Annotated in this window: 19 protein-coding genes and 8 pseudogenes; 12 read left to right on the top strand and 15 right to left on the bottom strand. The window is 67.5% G+C overall.

From position 1 onward, the window contains the following. Positions 1–84: 84 nt before the first annotated feature. From IO36_RS29170 to IO36_RS29165, 3 genes and pseudogenes are all read left to right on the top strand, one after another. Complete coding sequence (locus IO36_RS29170; RefSeq protein WP_051901032.1) at positions 85–669, top strand: rhodanese-like domain-containing protein; 585 nt, start codon at positions 85–87, stop codon at positions 667–669. A 229-nt stretch (positions 670–898) separates the two neighbouring features. Continuing rightward, a pseudogene (locus tag IO36_RS44970) lies at positions 899–1,139 on the top strand (transposase); the annotation flags it as partial. A 42-nt stretch (positions 1,140–1,181) separates the two neighbouring features. Then, positions 1,182–1,355, top strand: a pseudogene (locus IO36_RS29165) (SAM-dependent methyltransferase); the annotation flags it as partial. Here the strand turns inward: IO36_RS29165 and IO36_RS49430 are convergent. Continuing rightward, positions 1,355–1,468 (bottom strand): annotated as a pseudogene (locus tag IO36_RS49430) (citrate/2-methylcitrate synthase); the annotation flags it as partial. The pseudogenes IO36_RS29165 and IO36_RS49430 overlap by 1 nt on opposite strands. Before the next feature lie 101 nt (positions 1,469–1,569). Between IO36_RS49430 and IO36_RS29160 the strand changes: the two are divergent. Next, the gene (locus IO36_RS29160; RefSeq protein ID WP_037624085.1) at positions 1,570–1,818 is read left to right on the top strand and encodes a hypothetical protein; all 249 of its coding nucleotides are present in this window, start codon (positions 1,570–1,572) and stop codon (positions 1,816–1,818) included. A gap of 60 nt (positions 1,819–1,878) precedes the next feature. Continuing rightward, positions 1,879–3,255 (top strand): annotated as a pseudogene (locus IO36_RS29155) (IS1380 family transposase). Positions 3,256–3,412: 157 nt separating this feature from the next. Here IO36_RS29155 and IO36_RS29150 read toward each other — a convergent pair. The 3 genes from IO36_RS29150 to IO36_RS29140 form a co-directional block, all read right to left on the bottom strand. Then, the gene (locus IO36_RS29150) at positions 3,413–3,892 is read right to left on the bottom strand and encodes a hypothetical protein (RefSeq protein ID WP_037624084.1); all 480 of its coding nucleotides are present in this window, start codon (positions 3,890–3,892) and stop codon (positions 3,413–3,415) included. Positions 3,893–4,476: 584 nt separating this feature from the next. Further along, entirely contained in the window at positions 4,477–4,908 is a 432-nt protein-coding gene (locus IO36_RS29145; protein WP_158997549.1) for a peptidoglycan-binding domain-containing protein, read from the bottom strand. A gap of 282 nt (positions 4,909–5,190) precedes the next feature. Further along, positions 5,191–8,049 (bottom strand): AfsR/SARP family transcriptional regulator, encoded by a 2,859-nt coding sequence (locus IO36_RS29140; protein ID WP_037624082.1) that lies wholly within the window; start codon positions 8,047–8,049, stop codon positions 5,191–5,193. Between the two features lie 596 nt (positions 8,050–8,645). Between IO36_RS29140 and IO36_RS47050 the strand changes: the two genes are divergently transcribed. Next, positions 8,646–8,969, top strand: a complete 324-nt coding sequence (locus IO36_RS47050; protein WP_158997547.1) for a hypothetical protein — start codon at positions 8,646–8,648, stop codon at positions 8,967–8,969. A 260-nt stretch (positions 8,970–9,229) separates the two neighbouring features. On the opposite strand, the gene IO36_RS29130 is transcribed toward IO36_RS47050, so the two are convergent. From IO36_RS29130 to IO36_RS29120, 3 genes are all read right to left on the bottom strand, one after another. Further along, on the bottom strand, positions 9,230–9,673 hold the full coding sequence (locus IO36_RS29130) for a DUF2267 domain-containing protein (RefSeq protein WP_037624081.1): 444 nt from the start codon (positions 9,671–9,673) through the stop codon (positions 9,230–9,232). A 59-nt stretch (positions 9,674–9,732) separates the two neighbouring features. Beyond that, the gene (locus IO36_RS29125; RefSeq protein WP_037624080.1) at positions 9,733–10,128 is read right to left on the bottom strand and encodes a DUF2267 domain-containing protein; all 396 of its coding nucleotides are present in this window, start codon (positions 10,126–10,128) and stop codon (positions 9,733–9,735) included. A gap of 97 nt (positions 10,129–10,225) precedes the next feature. After that, positions 10,226–10,657, bottom strand: coding sequence for an Hsp20/alpha crystallin family protein (locus tag IO36_RS29120; RefSeq protein WP_037624079.1), 432 nt, complete (start codon positions 10,655–10,657; stop codon positions 10,226–10,228). Positions 10,658–10,785: 128 nt separating this feature from the next. Between IO36_RS29120 and IO36_RS29115 the strand changes: the two genes are divergently transcribed. Then, a complete protein-coding gene (locus IO36_RS29115) occupies positions 10,786–11,415 on the top strand; it encodes a hypothetical protein (protein WP_037624078.1) in 630 nt (209 codons plus the stop codon). Between the two features lie 211 nt (positions 11,416–11,626). On the opposite strand, the gene IO36_RS43885 is transcribed toward IO36_RS29115, so the two are convergent. Both IO36_RS43885 and IO36_RS29105 read right to left on the bottom strand, forming a co-directional pair. Beyond that, a complete protein-coding gene (locus IO36_RS43885; RefSeq protein WP_063764912.1) occupies positions 11,627–12,232 on the bottom strand; it encodes a MarR family winged helix-turn-helix transcriptional regulator in 606 nt (201 codons plus the stop codon). Between the two features lie 207 nt (positions 12,233–12,439). Further along, positions 12,440–12,778, bottom strand: a complete 339-nt coding sequence (locus IO36_RS29105) for a MerR family transcriptional regulator (protein WP_037624077.1) — start codon at positions 12,776–12,778, stop codon at positions 12,440–12,442. Between the two features lie 851 nt (positions 12,779–13,629). Here IO36_RS29105 and IO36_RS29100 point away from each other — a divergent pair. Both IO36_RS29100 and IO36_RS29095 read left to right on the top strand, forming a co-directional pair. Continuing rightward, positions 13,630–13,980 carry a hypothetical protein gene (locus IO36_RS29100; protein ID WP_037624075.1) on the top strand — a complete coding sequence of 117 codons (351 nt, stop codon included), beginning with the start codon at positions 13,630–13,632 and terminating at the stop codon, positions 13,978–13,980. A gap of 136 nt (positions 13,981–14,116) precedes the next feature. After that, positions 14,117–14,413: pseudogene (locus IO36_RS29095) on the top strand (transposase); the annotation flags it as partial. 103 nt (positions 14,414–14,516) lie between these two features. Here IO36_RS29095 and IO36_RS49425 read toward each other — a convergent pair. From IO36_RS49425 to IO36_RS47045, 4 genes and pseudogenes are all read right to left on the bottom strand, one after another. Further along, a pseudogene (locus tag IO36_RS49425) lies at positions 14,517–14,714 on the bottom strand (Mu transposase domain-containing protein); the annotation flags it as partial. A gap of 239 nt (positions 14,715–14,953) precedes the next feature. Continuing rightward, positions 14,954–15,145: pseudogene (locus IO36_RS49420) on the bottom strand (DDE-type integrase/transposase/recombinase); the annotation flags it as partial. A 42-nt stretch (positions 15,146–15,187) separates the two neighbouring features. Further along, the gene (locus IO36_RS49415) at positions 15,188–15,613 is read right to left on the bottom strand and encodes a MerR family transcriptional regulator (RefSeq protein WP_425535556.1); all 426 of its coding nucleotides are present in this window, start codon (positions 15,611–15,613) and stop codon (positions 15,188–15,190) included. Between the two features lie 463 nt (positions 15,614–16,076). Further along, positions 16,077–16,376, bottom strand: coding sequence for a hypothetical protein (locus IO36_RS47045; RefSeq protein ID WP_037624157.1), 300 nt, complete (start codon positions 16,374–16,376; stop codon positions 16,077–16,079). A 114-nt stretch (positions 16,377–16,490) separates the two neighbouring features. Here IO36_RS47045 and IO36_RS29080 point away from each other — a divergent pair, with 114 nt between their 5' ends. After that, positions 16,491–16,766 (top strand): hypothetical protein, encoded by a 276-nt coding sequence (locus IO36_RS29080; protein WP_037624073.1) that lies wholly within the window; start codon positions 16,491–16,493, stop codon positions 16,764–16,766. Further along, positions 16,766–17,164: a PIN domain-containing protein gene (locus IO36_RS29075; RefSeq protein ID WP_037624071.1), complete on the top strand. Its 399-nt coding sequence runs from the start codon at positions 16,766–16,768 to the stop codon at positions 17,162–17,164. The genes IO36_RS29080 and IO36_RS29075 overlap by 1 nt, the downstream gene beginning before the upstream one ends. A 253-nt stretch (positions 17,165–17,417) precedes the next feature. Here the strand turns inward: IO36_RS29075 and IO36_RS29070 are convergent, their stop codons facing one another. Next, positions 17,418–18,101: a hypothetical protein gene (locus IO36_RS29070; RefSeq protein WP_037624070.1), complete on the bottom strand. Its 684-nt coding sequence runs from the start codon at positions 18,099–18,101 to the stop codon at positions 17,418–17,420. Positions 18,102–18,243: 142 nt separating this feature from the next. Between IO36_RS29070 and IO36_RS48425 the strand changes: the two are divergent. Further along, a pseudogene (locus tag IO36_RS48425) lies at positions 18,244–18,702 on the top strand (helix-turn-helix domain-containing protein); the annotation flags it as partial. A 22-nt stretch (positions 18,703–18,724) separates the two neighbouring features. Here IO36_RS48425 and IO36_RS29060 read toward each other — a convergent pair. Further along, positions 18,725–19,078, bottom strand: a complete 354-nt coding sequence (locus tag IO36_RS29060) for a hypothetical protein (RefSeq protein ID WP_037624068.1) — start codon at positions 19,076–19,078, stop codon at positions 18,725–18,727. Positions 19,079–19,088 lie beyond the last annotated feature (10 nt).

Genomic DNA, 19,088 nt, shown 5'->3' with positions numbered 1-19,088 from the left:
GCGCGCGTGCGCAAGCCCCCACCTGTACCCGCACATACCCCTCCCGCACCTCCATGCGGGTCACCTCACCACGACGGAGTTTTCATGACCATCGACGTCTCCCGTGCCGCCGGTCTCACCCCCGCCGCCCTTCAGCAGCTGATCAAGGACGGACGCGGACCGCGTGTGCTGGACGTGCGCACCCCGGGCGAGTTCCGGACGGTCCACATCCCCGGCTCCTACAACGTCCCGCTGGACACCCTCCGCGAGCACCGTGGCGAACTCCTCGCCCACCTCGACGAGGGCGTGGTCCTGGTCTGCCGTTCCGGCGCCCGCGCCGCCCAGGCCGAGCAGGCCCTCGCCGAGGCCGGTCTGCCCAACCTGCGCGTGCTGGACGGCGGCATGATGGCCTGGGAAGCCACCGGCGCGCCCGTCAACCGAGGCGAAGCACGGTGGGACCTCGAACGCCAGGTCCGCCTGATCGCGGGATCCGTCGTAATGGTCACCGGCCTCGTCGGCGTGTTCGTGCCGGGAGCGCACCTGATCGGCACCGCCATCGGCGCCGGGCTGACGTTCGCCGCGCTCAGCAACACCTGCGCCATGGGCATGCTGCTGTCCAAACTGCCCTACAACCGCGGCCCTCGCACCGACATCCGCACCGTCCTCGCCTCTCTGAGGGAACGCTCGTGATCACGCTCGTCTTGGAGCAGAACCCGCTGCCGTCCCAGCCTGATATTTGAGCCCAGCGCGGAAACGTCCTTCCTTTCACCGCACTCCAGACCTTCCCGGCTCTCCACGCCCCATCCGGACGACACTGCCTGCCGACCCGGAAAATCCGATCCTGCGCGCCGACGGCCCTCGGACGTCACGTCGACGCAGGGTGGCCGTGCGGTGCCGAGTGGCCAAGGCGGTACACAACAAGGTTGCCAACCCGCCGATCCAGGTGGCGATGGCCGTCACGGTCGAGGGCACCCGGGACGTTCTCGGGATCTGGGCCGGTGACGGTGGTGAGGGCGCCAAGCACTGACTGCAGGTCTTCACCGAGCTGAAGAATCGCGGAGTTGAAGATGTCCTGATGCTCTTTCTGCGACGGGCTGAAGGGCCTGCCGGATGCGGTCGAGGCGGTCTGGCCCCGCACTGTCGTCCCAACGTGCATCGTTCAATGCGCGGCCATAACGAGGCCGTGGAGGAGGTGAAGTACAACCGCCGGCACCCTGGCCCGGGAGCAGGCCGCGTATGTGCGCGAACAGGTGCGCGAGCGAGGGCTGATGCACCGGGTGGAGGTGGTGTGCCAGGACTACCGGGACATCACCGGCTCCGCCTACGACGCTGTCGCCACGATCGAGATGGGCGAGCACGTCGGAGACGACGAATACCGTTGGCGCTCCAAGGTCGGGGTGAACATCTCGCGGGGCAGCCCGCAGAGTTCCATGACCACTCCCGCGTAAAACTCCACATTGGTGTGCAGCTCCCGGGCGGCACTCAGGTCCTGATGGCCGACGGGACGCGCAGATCGATCGCAGACGTCCGCGTCAGGGACCTGGTCCGTGCCACGGATCCGCGGACCGGTCGGCCGTCTGCTCGGGGCCAGTGACCGACACCATGCGGCACGACACCCGACAGCTGGTGGACATCACGTTGGCCGACGGGGTGATCTCCAGTACGAGAGGCCACCGCTTCTTCGCCAAGGCCCGCGGTTGGACGCCGGTCTCCGCCTTGCGGGTGGGTGACAGCCTGCGTACGCCAGACGGTACGTTCCGCATCGTGACAGCCCTAGCCTCGCGCTTTCACGAGGTGGGCTGCCCGACAGGCGGTCAGGAAAGCAGAAAGTGCCCCTGACCAGCAAGAATGAGGATTGTCGAGGTCCTTGTTCCTGCCACCGCCGGAGGCACTTCCCAGGTGAAGCAGTCTATCGGGTCCTATCCCCGTGTCCGTGTCCGGGACGACGGCCGCCAGGTCGTCTCGCAGGCCGGGTCGGTCCTGCTCGTCGAAACGGTCCGCAAGACCGGACTTGACCAGGCCATGTCCCAGGCCCTGGCTCCGTGGCGCAAACCGCGGGCCGTCCACGATCCAGGCAAGGCCCTCCTTGACGTCGCCCTCGCGGTCGCACTCGGTGGGGACTGCCTCGCGGACGTCGCGATGCAGCGATGTGAACCGGCCGTCTTCGGCCCGGTCGCCTCCGACCCGACCATCTCCCGCCTGATCGACGCCCTCGCCGCCTCCGGCGAGAAATCTCTGCAGGCCATCGGGTCCGCACGGTCCGAAGCCCGGACCCATGCCTGGTCGTTGGCCGGCGAGAACGCCCCAGACACCGACGGCCAGGTCGCCATCGATCTCGACGGCGTCCTCGTGATCGCCCACTCCGACAAGGAAGACACGGCCGCGACCTGGAAGAAGACCTACGGCCATCACCCGCTGACTGCCTTCCGCGACCACGGCCCGAGCGGAACCGGTGAGCCCGTCGCCGCCCTCCTGAGACCGGGAAACGCGGGCTCCAACACGGCAGCCGACCACATCACCACCACCCAACTCGCCCTGGCCCAAATGCCCAAGCACTACCGGCGAGGGCGTCAGCCCCTCATCCGCACGGACTCCGCGGGCGGCACTCACGACTTCGTGCCCTGGCTCGCGAAGCGAGGACGATGGCTGTCCTACTCGGTCGGCATGACGGTCACCGAAGCGATCCACGAACACGTGCTGAAGGTCCCCGCCTCGGCCTGGACCCCGGCCGTCGAGACCGATGGCGAGGCCCCTGACGGGGCCTGGGTCGCTGAGCTCACGGGCAAGCTCCTGGACGGCTAGCCCAAGGGCATGTGCCTGATCGTCCGAAAGGAACGGCCCCATCCTGGTGCCCAGTTGAGGATCACAGACGCGGACGGCATGTGGATCACGTGCTTCGCGACCAACACCCCCCACCGGCCGATCGCCGAACTCGAACTCCGTCACCGGCTGCGGGCCCGAGCCGAGGACCGGATCCGGGCCGCCCGGGCCACCGGCCTGCGCAACCTGCCCCTGCACCACACCGCGCAGAACAAGGTCTGGCTCGAGATCGTCCAGATCGCCCTCGAACTGCTGGCCTGGATGCCCATGCTCGCTCTCACCGGCAAGGCCCGGCTCTGGGAACCCCGCCGCCTGCGATTCCGCCTGTTCTCCACGGCCGCCCACCTCGTCACCACCGGTCGGCGCAAGATTCTTCGCCTCAGCCAGCACTGGCCCTGGACCAGCGAGATCACCGCTGCACTCGAACGGCTCGCACTCCTGCCAAACCCCGGCTGACCAGCAACGTCAACCCTCCCGAAGACAACATCACCCGCCCCGGGAAGTGGAACCCGGCGCCCACCCGACGCGACAGCCGGGCCGCCAGCCTGCCATCAGCCACAGAAAGCGAAAGGGGCCACCGACTCCGTCGGCGGACCCTCATGCAAGATCGAGGCTAGTACCAGCGCTGATTCGGATCCGAGTTGCCGACGTCGTTAGAGTTAGCGTAGATGTTGCCATTGCCGTCGTCGTCCAGAATATAGCCGGTCTGACGGTTCTTCAGTGCCCAGCCGGTCTGAGTCGGGATCTCGTACCAGCGTTCCCACGTGTTCGTCCCGTTAGGGGCCCCGTCGCAAGGCTCGGTGTAGACCTGCCGGTAGTAGCCGGTCAGACAGTATCGGTACCCATCGTCAGTGATGAGGTTCCAACTACCGTCGCTGTTCTTGATCTCCTGCCAGTGGTTGTTAGAACCGGTGCCGTAGTTGCCCTTCACGATGCCCCCCTTCTCGAAGGTCAGGAAGTAGTTGGTTTTGTGGTTCTTCCACGTGACCAAGTCGCCGCTATTGGCATTCGCCGAACCGGTGGCAGTCATCAGTGTGGCCGCTACAGTCATGGTGGTCAACAAGGCCGTGATGAGCCCAGGCTTCTTATTCATGCGGGTCTCCTTCTGGATAACCGATCGCGCGTCTCGCAGGCGCGTGACGTAGTACGTGAGCGGGGATAGCGGGACTTCGTCCGCTGACCGGACGTTGTGTCGCCTTCATCGAGGCATCTGAGCGCTTCGTGCCAATAGAGAATGCAGGTCGCGCCCCCACCGGGCGATCTTTGAGGATTCCGGCTCGTCAGCCATGAGCGCGTTGGGTGCCCAGATTGCGCAGGAACAATGTTCGCCTGTGCCGCCAACATCCAGCAGCACATACCCATAGTCCGTAACGGCATATGCCGTTGATCACCGCCCCGGGCTTCTATTTCTGTGGGCACTTTCGCATGGCCAACCTGCGTCGCGGCGCTGAACCACAGCTACGCAAAGCATTCGGGGGCGGCGAGACAACGAATTTGGCACCGCCGACTTCTACTACAGTGCGCCGGCATGGCGGGCGCGGCGCAACAGCTGCATACGATCCGGAGTCGGGCAGAAAGGCGAGCGGGAGAACTCTCCTGGGATTCTTCGGCCGGGAATCGAGGCGGTTGTCCCATAACTGAGGTGGTCCTCGCGGCCGGACCGGAGGACCGTCATCTTCAGTTGTACAGGGTGGGCAGGTACTGGAAGCAGTAGGCGTCGCTGTTCGTGGCGCCTCCGGTGTAGTAGGGGTCACCGAATGCCACGATGGAATTACCGGTCTGCTGGCCGACGTAGCCGTCGACATCGAGGTTGGGGCCGGCGTGGTTCATGGCCTGCTGGAAATACATCACGGCCTGCTTGGTCTTCGCGCCCCACACGCCATCCTGAGCCACCGTCGGAATGGTCGGACCCCACTTGTACTGCTGGTTCCAGTGCGTCTGAAAGTAGTTCAGGCTCTCCTGGACGCACCACACGGCGTGGGTGTTGTTGGCGTAACCATCGCCGATGGTCGGTGCGCCTGTACTGGCCTGGGCGGTGCCGCCGAGGCCCACCAGGGCCGTGCAGACGACGGCCGCCATGCTCTGGGCGATCCTGCTCTTTACGCTCACGCGTCTCTCTCCCCGAATGTGCCGGCTACGGGCCGTGGTTTCAGCGGCCCGGCATACGAGACCTACGACATCGTCGCGAAGCGACAGATGTACGCCCCGGTCAGCGTGTCCCTGCCGGGGAGGCCTGGACTGATCACAACAGGTGGGGCCAATGTTTGAACAACGAGCCGCCAACGCAGGCAGGACGATCCCAAGGCGGGCCGTTGGCCGATGCGGTGGTACCCCGGGCATCGGATGGCACCTGGTACGGACGACCGGCCGCGACCGGCGGGGCGAGGCGGGTCAGCGGCCGCCTTCCAGCGACTCCAGTCCCTTGCGGCAGTCGATGACGACCCTTTGCAGGTGGTGTCGTTCCGCGATGGACAGGGCCTCCCGCCAGTGCAGGCGCGCCTGTTGACGGTCACCGAAGTGGAAGTGCGCGCGCCCGAGCGCCTCCAACGTGTCGGCGGTGGAGAATTCATGATTCTCCTTCCGGGCTATTCGAAGCCCTTCTTCGAGCAAGGCGAGGGATTCCTCGCGCTCACCGAGAGCACGCAACGTGTCACCTAGAGTGACCAGGCAGATGTGGATGAAGAACACCCGTCCTTCCTTGCGCCAGAAGTCCAGCGCGCGCCGGTAGACCACAGCCGCGCCATCGGTGTCACCCAACTTGAGGAGGACCGTACCCAGTGTGTGATCGAACCGCGCGCTGGGCAGCCCGGACTCGTCCGCGAGGCGGATGGCTCCCTCGATCGCAGTCCGGGCCTCGTCCAGCCGGCCCGCCTGAGAACACGCGTTGGAGATGTTGGCGAGGACCGCGACCTGACGTTCGGTCGCTCCTGTTTGCTCGTAGAACGCGAGCGCCGCGCGCAGGTGGTGAAGGCTGATGTCGTTGCGGTGCGCCGAACCGTGCGCCATGCCCAACAGGTTGTGCATTTCGGCCTGGCCGCTCAGATCGGACTCGCGCTCCGCGGCGGTTAGTGCCGTGGCGACGGGCTCCTCCCACTCCTTGGACCACCAGTTCCCCTGGATCCATGCGAAGAGGGCGGCCGCGGTGTGCCAGGCGAGTTCGGGCCGTGAGCTGCTCGCGGCGAGCTGAACGGCGGCTGTCACAGCGGGCAGCTCATTGGACACCCACTGGAGTGCCTGCTGGCCGTCCGTGAACTCCGGCAGCAACACGGGCAGGGCCGAGGTGGTGTCGACGGTCAGCCTGGCGCGGCCGATGCCGCTGGCCCGTTCCGCATACTCGGTCGCGTCGCGGTACCAGTTAAGCAGGCGAAGCAGGGCGGCCTCGGCGTCCGCGGGGGACTCCTCCGCGCGGGCGCGTTCGGCGGCGAACTCACCGAGCAGGTCGTGGAACCGGAAGACGCCCGGGGAGGGGTTCTGGAGTAGATGCGCGCTTACCAGCAGGTCGAGCAGATCCATGGTGTGCTCGAGCGGCTGGTTCAGCAGGGCGGAGGCGGCCTCGACCGAGAAGGGGTGTGAGGGCCACAATCCCAGACGACGAAAGGCCCTGGCAGCATCACGATGCCCCTGCCCGTCCGATCCAGGCAAAGCCCGATAACTCAGCATGAAGACATTGCGGATGTCCAGGTGGTCGACAGTGAACGCGTTCAGACGCTGTCCCGTGCGCGCGAGCCGGTCGGCGGTTCCCGCCATCGAGCGGCCGCCGTGCTGGGCGAGACGGACCCCCACGATGCGCAGGGCGAGCGGGAGTCCGGCACAGGCGTCAAGCACACGCTCTGTCGCCGACAGGTCCGCAGCTACCAGTTCGGTGCCGCAGATGGACGCCAGCAGGGTCTCCTGATCCGCTCTGTCGAGCGGTGCGAGGGTGATGCGTGAAGTCCCCGGGAGCCCGGCAAGGACGTGCCTGCTGGTCACGACGACCGCACTGGGACCGGCGCCCGGCAGAAGAGGGAGGACCTGCTCCACGTGGCGGGCGTTGTCGAGGAGCAGCAGCACGCGCCGCCCGGCGAGCGTTGTCCGGTAGAGGGAGGCCCGGTCGTCGGTGTCGTCGGGGATCAGCCGTGGCGACACTCCGAGGTCGGCGAGGAAGCGGGCCAGCAGGTCGTGGGCGGCGCGTGGTGTTCCGGTCCCGAAGCCGCGAAGGTCCGCGTACAACTGCCCGTCAGGGAAGTCCTCGTGGCACAGATGCGCCGCGCGCAGCACGAGGGTCGTCTTTCCGACACCGCCCATCCCGGAGACGAGCGCGACGGTGGGCAGTGCCGTCGCCTGCTCGCGCAACGCGGCGAGCAGAGTAGCCAGTTCGTCTCTTCTCCCGGTGAAGTCACCGATGTCGCGGGGCGTTTGGAACGGCGCCGCCGATGTCGGCCTGGGTGATTCCGCGGGCTCCGGCGCCGCCACCGGCTGCTGCGCTTTTGTCCGGGGCGTCTGGGTGGTGACGGTCGCGGCAGGAGAGCCGGGGCGGGGAGAGTCGAGGATCTCCTGGAAGCACTTCTGGATGGCGGGGGAAGGGTCGATGCCGAGTTCGTCGGCGAGCCGCCGGCGCAGGTCGTGGTAGACGGCGATGGCTTCGGCGGCCCGGTCCTCACGGTGCAACACCGTCATAAGTTGCCGGTGGAACGACTCCCGCAACGGGTGATCCGTAGTGTGTTGCGTGAGATCCCCGACGATGTCGTGATGACGTCCGAGGTGGATACGTGCCTCCACATGCAGTTCCACCGCGTTCAGGTGGAGTTCGGCCAGGTGCGTGACGGCCGCACTATCGTGGAGTTGTGGGAACTCGGGTAGAGGCCGGCCCCGCCACAGACCAAGGGCGGCGGTGGTTGCGGCGTGCACGGCCTCCCAGCGGCCGTCCGCATGGGCGTCCCGCGCCTGAGCGAGCCGGACCGTGAAGACCTCGGCGTCGAGCTCGCCGGCACGAAGCTCCAGCCGGTACCCGCCATGACGGTGGACCAGCCGCTCCCGCTGCGGACCGAGCAGCGCACGCAGCCGGGCGAGGTGGTTGTGCAGCGAAGCGTTGGCCGTCCGGGGCGGAGTTCGCCCCCACAACACATCGATCAACTGATCTGCCGTCAAGGGGAGGTCACGACGAAGGAGCAGCACAGCCAGCAGCGCTCCGGCCTTCTTCCCCTGGATCGTGAGCGGTTGTCCCTCCAGATGAAGGGTCAGTTCGCCCAGTACCCCGAACTTCGTCGCCACTACCGCTCCTCAGCATGTTCCCGGCAGCAGCACGCCACCCCCCCCACCCGCGATGATCCGCGGCACAGGCAATGATCCACGGTGGATCCGGCCGCCCAGTGCCTGGTGGAGGCTGACTCGCTGCCTGCCGGTCACCAGGGGGATCTCGCCGCTGTGAAGCTTCCCCTGGATCGTGGACACCTGGAGACTGGGACCTGAGGTTTCAGAGGAAGTAGCACCAGGTGGGAAGCAAGTACACGAAGCGGTACACGGAGGAGTTCAAGCGGGACGCGATCGCGCTTGTCGACTCCTCGGGCAAAACGGTCACTGCGGTGGCTATTAGCCGCCAGGCCCGGGTGCGGTGCTTCCTTCCTCTGACACCGCTGTCGTGCACCCCGCACAAGGCTGGCGCACTCTGTGGACATGAGCGGAAACAGACCCGTAGGCCCACCACCAGGCCCGACGTCGGATCGCGCGCCGTCCCCTGCTGCCCGTGTCTCGTCCCGCCGCCGCTGGCTCACTCACACCGCCTTCGCTCTCGGCGACCTGCTGGTGGGCATCCTGATCGGCGTCAGCGGGTCAGGAGGCGGCAAGAAATCGCCTCCGCAACCGTGACCGTGACCGCCACCGCAACCCGAGGCCGAGAGCTGGCTGCCGCTACCCCCAGCGCCACTGCGGCACCGCACAACGAGAGCAAACCCAAGGGAGAGATTCCCGGCGACGGAACTTTCCTCGTGGGCAACGACATTAAGGCCGGCACCTACCGCACCGAGGGAAAGAACCAGTACGGCTGCTACTGGGCGCGCTTGAGCGACACAACCGGCGAACTCAACGCCATCATCGCCAACGGCAACGTCCAAGGTCCGGCAATCGTCAAGGTCGCAGCAAGTGACAAAGCCTTCCAGACCACGGACTGCAAGCCCTGGAAGAAGATCGGATAGCCCTCAGCAGGCGGAGCTCGACAACACTGTGACCAGCTAAAACAGGTTTGTGAAACAGCTTCTCAGCGGCCCGGAAGACAGCGCAAAAGACGCGATCGCGACAGGCGTCGAGGGCCCGGACCAGGAGTGGCCGACGGGCGGGAGGGCGAGCGGCCAGGGCGGGAGTCCCCCGACCGCACGGATCGAGGGACTTCGCCTGGTGAGCCGGGCAGGAGGGTCCGGGTAGACCCTGTTGTGGCCCTGGGCGCCGGGTGTTCGTTTCAGGCGGTCGGTTTGAGTTCGGCTTGGCCGAACAGCAGGGCCCAGCCGGTGGGGAGCCGGTGGAGGATGCGGGTGATCAGGTCGCGGCCGGCGTGGGCGGTGACGGCGGCGAAGACGGATCCGGTGTCCCAGCGGGTGGTGGCCAGGGATGCGCCGGAGCGGGCGGCGAGGTCCTTGACGAAGTCCCAGCCTTCCAGCGGCTGGAGGGCGGGGATCTGCGTGGTCAGGACGCGGGCGGCCTCCAGCGGCAGACAGGCGGCCAGCTCGACGCGTTCCTCGCCGGTCAGCTGGCGTCCCAGCCCTGCCAGGACCAGGCGGACGGCTTCGTCGGCTCGCTCGCGGTCGGGGTAGGCGCCTTCGTAGCGGACCTTCTCCAGCATCTGCTCATACGCCGTCGAGTACTGCTGCCGGTCCTCAAGCGGTACACGTACGTCGGTGATCACTGCGGTGGATGCCTTTCTCAAGCCGGGGTCGGGTGGGTGCCGATGGGCGGCACCGGTGATCAGGTGGGTTGGAGGCGGCCAAAGAGAAGGTCGTAGCCGGCGGGGAGCTGAAGCAGGATCTGCCCCAGCAGGTCGTCGCCGGCCGCGTCCGCGGTCGTGGACAGCACGGCGCTGACGTCCCAGGTCGCGGTCTGCTCGGTGGCGCCATCGATCCAGGCCGCGGTCGCCCGCACGAACCGCTCCGGCGACAGCGGCTCGGCGCTCTGCAGCGGGTTGAGCAGGACCAGGGCGAATTCGTCCGGCAGGCGTGCCGCGAGCAGAGCCCGGACCTCGCCGACCAGGTGTGCGCCGAGCAGGGCGAGTACCACCCGGGCCGCTCGCTCGGCTTCCTCCACAGTGCCGTACTCGCCTCGTTCCTTGACGTGATCGAGGAACGCTTCGCGTCGCAGTGTCATCTCGACGCCACCCCTTCTTGGTCTTCAAACCGCCAGGGGTGCGGAGGGCGGGGTGAGGGGGATCAGATGCCCGTCCTCCGCACCGGTCGGGCCGGTGTCAGCCGGAGATCTCCTTGTGGCCGGACCCGACGCCGATGGAGATCTTGCGGGGCTTGGCGCGCTCGGCGATCGGGATGCGCAGGGTGAGCACGCCCGCGTCGTAGTCGGCCTCGATGTGCTCGGTGTCGAGGGTGTCGGCGAGCACGATCTGGCGGGAGAAGACGCCCAGCGGCCGCTCGGACAGCTCCATCTGCACGTCGTCGGCCTTCGCCACCGGCCGGCGCTCGGCCTTCACGGTGAGCATGTTGCGTTCGACGTCGATATCGATCGCGTCCGCGCTGACGCCGGGAATGTCGAAGGCCACCACGAACTGGTCACCCTCTCGGTAGGCGTCCATCGGCATCGCCGACGGCTTCGACCAGGTCCCCGGGCCCATCAGCTGCTGCGTCAGCCGGTCCAGCTCACGGAAGGGATCAGTGCGCATCAACATCGTGAAAACACCTCCAGCAGGTTCAGGCAGTTACTGCCAATGCGCCTCACTGACACCGTTGTAACATGTCATCCAATGGATGACAAACATGATGTCGTCAGCCCGATCACAACCCCAGGGAGGTGTCCGTGACCCCGGCCGACCAGCCGCCCGCAACAGGCAACGACGCCCACAATCCGGCGTCGTTCCTCGCCGCCGCGGCGGCCCTCACCGCCATAGACGATGCCCTGCGCGAAGCCCGACAGCAGACCCCGACCACTTCCGGTGCCGGGCCCGGCCCGGAACAGGCGCTGGCCTCACTGATGCTGTTGCGGCAGGTCCGCGAGCAGCTCGCCGGATGGGAGACCGGCCTGATCGAAACCGCCCGCGACGCGGGCGCCAGCTGGGCCGACCTCGCCCCGCCCCTCGGCGTCGCCAGCCGCCAGGCTGCCGAACGCCGCTACCTGCGCGGCCGCCCCGGCCCCGCCGGGACCACCGGCGAACAGCGCGTCACCGCCACCCGCCAGGCCCGTGCCGCCGACCGCGCCACCGCCAACTGGGCCCGCCACAAAGCCGCCGACCTGCGACGCCTCGCCGGCCAGATCACCGCGCTCACCGACCTGCCCGCCGCGGCCCGGCGCCCGCTCAGCGAACTCCACGCGGCCCTCGCCCACGACGACCCCGCCGACCTCATCGCCCCACTGACCGCCACCCGCCCCCATCTGGCCGCCGCACACCCCGACCTCGCCGTCCGGCTCGACACCCTCACTACCCCCTGACCAACGCTGGCCGTCGGCGGCGATGCCGGGCCTGTGGTCTTCAGGTTGCGGACCGGCCGCACTGACCGTCGCCGGGCAGATGTCCGCCTCAAGCCCAGTGCAGGAAGTCGGGAGCGCGGACACCGCGGCGGGCGGGAGCGGCTCGCGGACCGGCTCGCCGCGAACGGCCGCTACGCGGCTGCGGTGCTCCGCGACTCCTCATTCCGCTTCCCTACTCGCCCAGGTGGCCTGCGGCTCCTCGCCCCTCTGAGACAACTCCCGAGGGTTGTGGTGCATCGGAGTGCCGGCTGGACAGCGCTGGATCCTGCCGCGTCGGCGTGGGCACGGGCGTGGTGTCTTCGGCGACGAGGCGGAGCAGGGGGTGGCTGGTCAGTGCTTGCTGAAGTCCGGCAAGTCCTTCGGTGAGTGCGGCACGCTGGGAGCCGGGCATGGCCTCAATGGCCTGGAGGAGAGCCTGGTCGCGCCGCTCGCGGATGTGGGCCAGATAGTCACGGCCCGCAGAGGTCACGTGGAGCATGACTTCACGGCGGGAGTCGTGGCAGGGCCTGCGGTCGACGAAGCCCAGGGCCTGGAGGCGGTCGACCAAGCGGGAGACCGAGGGCGGCGATGCGGACAGGAGCCGGGTGAGGGCTCGCATGCGGATCCCCTGGTCGCGGTCGACGAGGTACATCACGCGCAACTGCGCGACAGAGAGGTACGGAGACGGGCCGACATGGCGGTCCTGCTCCCACAACACGTCGAGGAGTTCAGCCGCGCGGCCGACTTGGCGGGTGACGGTAAGGAGCGAGCCGAGGCCGGGGTATGTCCACTCCGTCATACGTTTCCCATCGGGGCCCGGCGCCTGAAGCGGGTCACCACGCGCGGTGCCGCATGGCCGCGCTCGATCTCACCCCGGTGAAGCTCGGGGCACGTGGTCGGCAAAATTCGGCCTTCTCTCGTGACTGTTGATTCGGCTCGGTCCGTACCCCGCTCATCGGGCTGGGACATGAACGGGCTCGGGAACGGGGGTCAGGTCGAGGCGCCTTTACCCCGCGGCCGTCGGGTCTGCCGCTTCGCCCTTGCGGCGGTATGCAGCGTTCAGCTGCTGAGCTTCTTCGAGCTGGTCCTCGAGGATGACGATGCGGCACGCGGCCTCGATCGGCATCCCCTGGTCCACGAGCTCACGCGCACGGGCCGCGATGCGTAGCTGGTAGCGGGAGTAGCGGCGATGGCCGCCCACGGAGCGCAGCGGCGTGATCAGGCGGGCTTCGCCGATCGCGCGGAGGAAGCCCTGGGTGGTGCCGAGTATCTCGGCGGCCCGGCCCATCGTGTAGGCGGGGTAGTCATCGTCGTCGAGTCGGCCGTATGAGTCCTCTGCCGTCATTGCACCTCTCTCATGGAACGCGTCGAGGGGCCCTGGCACCATGTGTGCCAGGGCCCCGAAGGAACTGCTACACCATCTGCCGGCTCTGCGCCGGCCTCTTGTTTCCGCGGGTCCGACCGTGGTGCTGTCGGGTGCGCGGGGATCGCGGTTGCTCGACCGGAGACCACCTCACTATCGATGTCCTGCGGTACCCGGGCTCAGCCATTACGCCCGGGCGATCCTGATGGCGCTACGCTCCTCCGTTCTTTCCCTCTTGACCAACAATTACCAAAGGGGGACTGCGTAATGCTGGCACTGCTCTACTGCGTGTTCCGTCGTGACCTGAGGAAGCGTCACTCTCCGGCAGCCAGCCCCGTCGCCCGTCCTGCATCTGCTCTGGGCTTGGAACCCCACTGCCGGACCTCCCGGTGCGCGCGCCCGCAGCCGACGCCTTCACCGAGGTACAACTGACACACCTGCACTGCTGGATACCGCGAACTGCACCTTCAGGTACTGCAACTTCAACTGCGGTCCTGCTCACGGCAGCCCCTGATCACTGCGGGCCGCCCGGTCCGGTCGTCAGCCCCGTCGCCGACCTGCGACAACCCTGGCTTCGGAACTCCACCACCGCACCGTTTCGCCAACTGCAACTACCAGTACTGCTCCCTGGCAGTTCGTGTCTGCCAGGCCTTGCCGACCTCGGTTACGAGAGAAACCATAGCTAGACGATCAACCAATGTCTACTCCGGCCAACATAGATTTTCGTGTCGCCCGCGAGCAACAAGTCGGTACCGGGCGGGACGGCGAAGGCCTGTCCGGGGGGTCGGCCGACTCGGTCCAGAGCGCGGTTCGAGCGGCAGTACCTTTGGCTCGTGGCAGCTTCGTACGACTTCCCCCAGGACCTGATTGACGCCCAGGACGAACTCCGTCAGGTCCGCACTGAACTGCAAAACCTCTACCAGCGGGTGCCGTGGTCGGCCGAGCCACTGGACGGGTGGAAGACGCACGAAAACGCCTGGCGACCCACCTCCCGCCCCGCCTCCCCCGGCTGGGATCCCCAGGATGCGAGGGAGATCGCCCGGCTCCGGGGGCGAGAGCTCGAACTCGCCCAGACGATCGTCACGCACACCTACTGGAGCCAATTCACCTCAGCCGACGTCCTGGCAGCGCGTACCGCACTCAAACACCACCACGAACAACAGATGGCCGACACCTCCAGCTAACCGCCGACCGCCTTCCGCCTGCTGGCCAGCCGCCCCACGCACGCCCAAGCCCAGGACGTCGTCCGGGCAAGTCGCAGTTCAAAGCCGGTGAAGGTACGGCCATGGCGGGAGGGCGACGGCCCGAAGCCCAAGGTGCGGGGTGCTCATCCTGGACGACACCGGCTTCGTCAAGAAAGACACCACCTCCGCAGGCGTGCAGCGCCAGTACTCCGGCACCGCCGGACGCACCGAGGACTGCCAGATCGGCGTCTTCGCCGCCTACGCCACCACCCGGGCACGCGCCCTGGTGGACCGCGAGCTGTATCTGCCCAAGTCCTGGACGGACGACCGCGAACGCTGCCGCGCCGCAAAGATTCCCGATGAACGGACCTTCGCCACCAAACCAGAGCTGGCCAAGGAGATGGTGCTGCGCGCACTCGCCTCGCCGCTGCCGATCGCCGGTTCCTGCCGTCGGGAAGACCGTCCCAGTGCTTCTCGTCGACGACACAGACTCCTCGGCCGACAGCCCTGCGGTGAATGGCCAGCAGGGTGTCGCCGTTGGCGTCGGGAACGGTGGAATGCAGAGTGATCTGGGACTTTGTTGCCCTGACTTCCACCAGCTGACGTGCGCGGACCTTGCGGGCCGGCACCGAGTAGAGGTTCGCGTCGAAGGCGACCAGGCAGTCCTTGCCGACGTAGCGAAGGTGTCTCTGGGTGACCACATAGGGTGTCGCCGGCAGGGGCCTGAGGGCCATGTGGTCGCGGATCGCGCGGTGCCCGATGACTTCGCCGTGGGTACGTGGGACTTCGCTCGGCGCAACGGAACCCAGGCGTTGAAAGCGGAGTCCAGCTCCTCGATGGAGGAGGAGAACCGTCCGGCCAGGACGTGGTCGCGGACGATCAGGACCTGCCGCTCGACGCGGCCTTTCCCGGTGGGGCGGTAGGCCGCCAGCACATCGATGTCGAAGTCGTAGTGCCCGGCGAACCCGACCGCTTCCGGGTGCAGGGGAACGGCCTCGCCCGGTGCGACGTGACGTCGGACGACGGTCGTGGTGCGGTCGTAGACGATCGACATTGGCACCCCGCCGAAGTGGGCGAACGCCTGCCGGTGGCAGTCGAAGAAGGTGGCCAGGTCCTGGCTGGTGGTAAAGCAGCAGAACGGATCTCGCGAGTAGGACAAGGTCATGTGGAACGAGTAGACCTTCGGGATGCCGACGTGGGCGAGGGTCTACCCTTCGTCGCCCCAGTCGACTTGGGCCTGCGCTCCAGGCACGACCTCGAATCTGCGGTGCAGGCCAGCCAGCTCGCCCGGGCTGATTCCCAGTTCCTCCGCGATCCGAGGCCGGGCCTCCTGCATGTAGAGCTTGATCCGCTGGTAGGTGCCGGTGAAGCCGTACTCGGCCACCAGCCGCTCGTGAACCACGGCACCTTTGATCAGAATCTCCGACCGCAGCATCGCGTCGATCAGGGGCGCGATCTCATCCACCTTCCGCCGACGGCCATGTCCGGGCGCAACCCGACGAGGCGGGGCAACCGGGCCTTCAGAGGACAGGTACTTGCGGACCGTGCGGCGGTTGAGCCCGGTCTCCTTCGCGATCTCCGACAGGCTCATCGCCCCGGACTCGAGCAGCCCGCGGAAGCGTCGAAGCTCCATCCATCGTTGCGGGTCCAAGACCACGGTCAGCCGCCCTCCGCCACCCTTCACAGGCCGGCAGCAGACTGCCCACGATCAAGCTCCGGTACGTCACGAAATGGGCACGTTCATCCGTACGTGACTGGGCACGTTCACGTGTACGCCGACACCACCGCACGGGACCGCGGTAAAAGCCTGACGCCCCCACAGGAGGGTTGCGGAACAAGCTTTGGTTCCGGCAGTCGCGACAATCTGTCAAAGGGGGCGGCTCGGGGAAGGCCCGGTTCCCGTCCAGCCAGTCCGTCAGCCACTGCGCCAGGGTGAATCGCTCCGGAAGAGATGGTTTTGCTCACAGCGTGAATTCAGTTCCCAGCTCCGCGCCCGTCTGACGTGCTGAAATCCACGAACCACCAGACGGCGTAGCCCAGCGGCACCGTGTGGGGCGGCAGATCGCGCCAGGTTGCGGGACCGTCTGGTACTGCTCTCACGAGCCGTTCCACAGCCCCAGCCGTCGCAAACGACGCTGCCGACGCCTCTCATACAGCGCCGTGAACCCGAAGATCCCGCCGAGCAGAAGGCTGCCGAACGGCGCGATCACGTAGTCGGACGGCTGCACGTCCGGAAGCACCAGGAAGTAGACAGCCCACACTGCTCCCGTCAGAAGCGACAGGACGAGCGGATGCCGGGCCGCGAACTTCTGCGTGCGTGTTGGTGGGCGCTCACCGCCAAGCAGGCGGTCCACGGCCCAAAAGGCCCGCCCCAGTCTTCGCCTGGTCTCTGACATGGCCGAGAGGGTAGCGCGCACCGATCACCAGTCCTCGATCCGGCCAAGCACGCGAAAGCACTCGCTTCTCAGCACCTCCTCTACCCACGGTAGAGGGATGGGCTAGAGTGAGGTATGGCAGCAGACGAGACAAGCATCAAAGTGAGCACGGCGGCGCGCGACCGGCTCGCCCAGCTGGCGACCGAGCACGGCACCACCATCCGCAGCCTGGTCGAGGACCTCGCACAGGGCACGCCCACACAGGCCGAGTACGCCGAGCGGGCCGAACTGGCCCGCGCCGAGCTCGCTTCCGCCCTCGGCAGCGCGCCGAGCCCGGAGGCCGAGGCGAAGGCCAAGGCTCTGCTGGAGCGCCTGGGCGGGACTGCGCACAGCCCGCAGGCGGCCGCGTAGTGGCGGCGATCGCGGTCGTCCTGGACCACACGACCGCGGGTGCCTTGTACGACCCGAAGGATCCATTCAACGAGGCGGTGGCCGCGTTCTACGTCCAGGCCTCCGGCGGACTCGGTGACCTGTGCGCGCCGGCGCTCTCCCTGACAGCCGGCGACACCGAACGTCCCGGGCTGCTCGGCTACATCAAGGGGCTGCGCTTCATCCGGATCGAGGCGTTCGACACCGACGCCGCAGTCACCGCGACCGAACTGCTGCGCTTCGGGCACTCCTGGGCCGCCGTCCACGCCATCCACGCCGCCCGCCCCTCCCCCGCCCACCCCGCCGGGCGGTTCCTGCTCACTCTGACGCCCAAGGCGTACGCGGGAACCGGCGTCCAAGCCGTCCATCCCGGCCAGTAACCGTTGGCCGTCGGCAGCAGAGCCAGCCACACCAGATGCAGCGCCGACACGACCGTGGCTTTGCCTCAGGGGGCTGGCCCGCCGCACCCGTGAAGGCCTGGCGCTGCTTCGCCGGAAGCGGCCCCTCGAGCAGCACGATTACGTGTCTGTTCTGATGTGCCCGGCAGCCAGCCGAGGTGTCCTCCGGAAGATAGTCCAAGCCCGCGTCAGCGACCTGAGCAGTTCCGCGGCCGCCTATATCCAGCGCTTCAGGTCACCCTTCGGCGGCACGCGTCCAGGGATCGTCAGGAAGGTCTTCTGGTTCCGCTGCCCTCTGGGTGATTTTCTCTGCGATGCCTTCCCGGGCCGATTCGAGGGAGCCCGTCACCTGGTAGATGTCCGGCAGGTCCGACCCCACGTACTTGCCCTCCTCGTCGAGATCGTCGCCCTCTCGATAGAGGCGGACTACCGGCGTGGGGAGTTCGTCAGCGAACTGGGGAGGGTCCCACCCCACGACCCGGCCGAGGTACGTCTCCCCCTCCTCACCCAGGGCGGCGTAGTACAGCAGGTAATGCGCTGGGTCGACGTGAAACGGATCAGCGCTGTGAATCCATTGCCGGCCGTGCGGCTGCGGCCAAGATCCCGTGGACGAGGCTTGCCGCCATGCCTCTTCCACGTCCTGGACCGTGCGGCCCATCCAATACCTCTCAGTCCGGCTCCCCAGAGGTACATACTCGGGCGGGCCTTCCTCCCACTGATGATCGAAAAACCGTACGACCGGCTCGATAGCAGGGGTGATGACCCCGTTTAGCGCCCGGTAGAAGGCGACGACCCGCCCTACCCGCAGCCGCCCGCCCTCGTCCTCGCCGTAAAAGAACCGGCCGGACCTGTAGTACGTCTCAGTGATGTCTTCGAAGCGCGGCCAGTGCTCGTACTGCCTGTTCCGGTAGTCGTGCAAGGACCCCTCCCCAGGTGTCGACAAGCCAGAGAGCCTACTACCCGCATTTCCAGCGTGCCGAGTCGTCGATGCTGGTCGGTCTTCGGCTGATAGCGGGTGAGGCGTCGTGCCAGGTGGATGGCATGATCCCGCTGTGGCGATCATGGTCAATCGGGCGGTGCGGGCGCATCGGCTGTTCACGGGGCTCTCTCGGTCTCATCTTGGCTGCCTGGTAAAGGAGTTGGCCGAGCCGTGGGCGGGCCGGGGTCGAGGGCCGTCGTCATGCCGCGCGGGGCGGGGCCAGGAAGCGGGCCGCGGGTGCCGGCGCCAACCATCAGCGGGTGTTCGTCGACCGGCTGGTGGCCACGCTGATCCCTCTGCGGCACGACCTGCCGCACTCGGTCTGGGCCTGCTGTTCGGTGTCGACCGGTCCGCCGTCACCCGGGCGATCGGAGAGGTGCGCACGCTCCTGGCGGAGCGGGGGTGCGCGGTTCCCGACCGTCCCGGCCTTCGGCTTCGGACGCTGACGGATGTCATCGGGTCATGCCGTCCCCACACTCGGCAAAGAACGGCCGCGCGCCTGAACACGACTCGCCCGCCGGCAGCTGCCTCCGGCGGGCGAGAGGGGAGCGGGCTGGGGTGAGTCAGTCCCAGTGGCCGTCACTCCAGAACCAGACCCAATGGCCGGGAACGTAGACCCACTTGTAGTGGTTCTCCCAGTACCCGTGGTGCCAGTGGCCCCAGTGGTCACGGTAGCCGTCGTGCCATGACCGGTAGTCCCACTTCTTCTCCCAGTGGCCCTTGACCCACTTCTTCTCCCAGTGGCCCTTGTTCCAGTGGTGCCCGCCATGGTCGTGCTGGCCGGCCACAGTGGCCGGCGCGGATGTCGGCGCCGACGCCGACGCCGCACCCGCCGTACCCAGGGCCGCACCGCCTGCCAGCAGGCCGGTCGCCGCGGCACCGGCCATCAGACGCTGAACGCGAGAGAGTGCTCGCATCGAGACTCCT

It is taken from the genome of Streptomyces aureus (assembly GCF_000725495.1).
GTDB lineage: Bacteria > Actinomycetota > Actinomycetes > Streptomycetales > Streptomycetaceae > Streptomyces > Streptomyces aureus_B.
This window is presented reverse-complemented; position numbering and strand designations above follow the sequence as displayed.

What these genes read in the sequence shown, in the direction of transcription:
- IO36_RS29105 (WP_037624077.1), bottom strand. Translation starts at nt 12,778, where the DNA reads ATGACGGCAGAGGACTCATACGGCCGACTCGACGACGATGACTACCCC.
- IO36_RS29125 (WP_037624080.1), bottom strand. Translation starts at nt 10,128, where the DNA reads ATGACACTGCGACGCGAAGCGTTCCTCGATCACGTCAAGGAACGAGGC.
- IO36_RS29060 (WP_037624068.1), bottom strand. Translation starts at nt 19,078, where the DNA reads ATGCGAGCACTCTCTCGCGTTCAGCGTCTGATGGCCGGTGCCGCGGCG.
- IO36_RS47045 (WP_037624157.1), bottom strand. Translation starts at nt 16,376, where the DNA reads ATGTCAGAGACCAGGCGAAGACTGGGGCGGGCCTTTTGGGCCGTGGAC.
- IO36_RS29150 (WP_037624084.1), bottom strand. Translation starts at nt 3,892, where the DNA reads ATGAATAAGAAGCCTGGGCTCATCACGGCCTTGTTGACCACCATGACT.
- IO36_RS49415 (WP_425535556.1), bottom strand. Translation starts at nt 15,613, where the DNA reads ATGGAGCTTCGACGCTTCCGCGGGCTGCTCGAGTCCGGGGCGATGAGC.
- IO36_RS29120 (WP_037624079.1), bottom strand. Translation starts at nt 10,657, where the DNA reads ATGTTGATGCGCACTGATCCCTTCCGTGAGCTGGACCGGCTGACGCAG.
- IO36_RS43885 (WP_063764912.1), bottom strand. Translation starts at nt 12,232, where the DNA reads ATGACGGAGTGGACATACCCCGGCCTCGGCTCGCTCCTTACCGTCACC.
- IO36_RS29080 (WP_037624073.1), top strand. Translation starts at nt 16,491, where the DNA reads ATGGCAGCAGACGAGACAAGCATCAAAGTGAGCACGGCGGCGCGCGAC.
- IO36_RS29170 (WP_051901032.1), top strand. Translation starts at nt 85, where the DNA reads ATGACCATCGACGTCTCCCGTGCCGCCGGTCTCACCCCCGCCGCCCTT.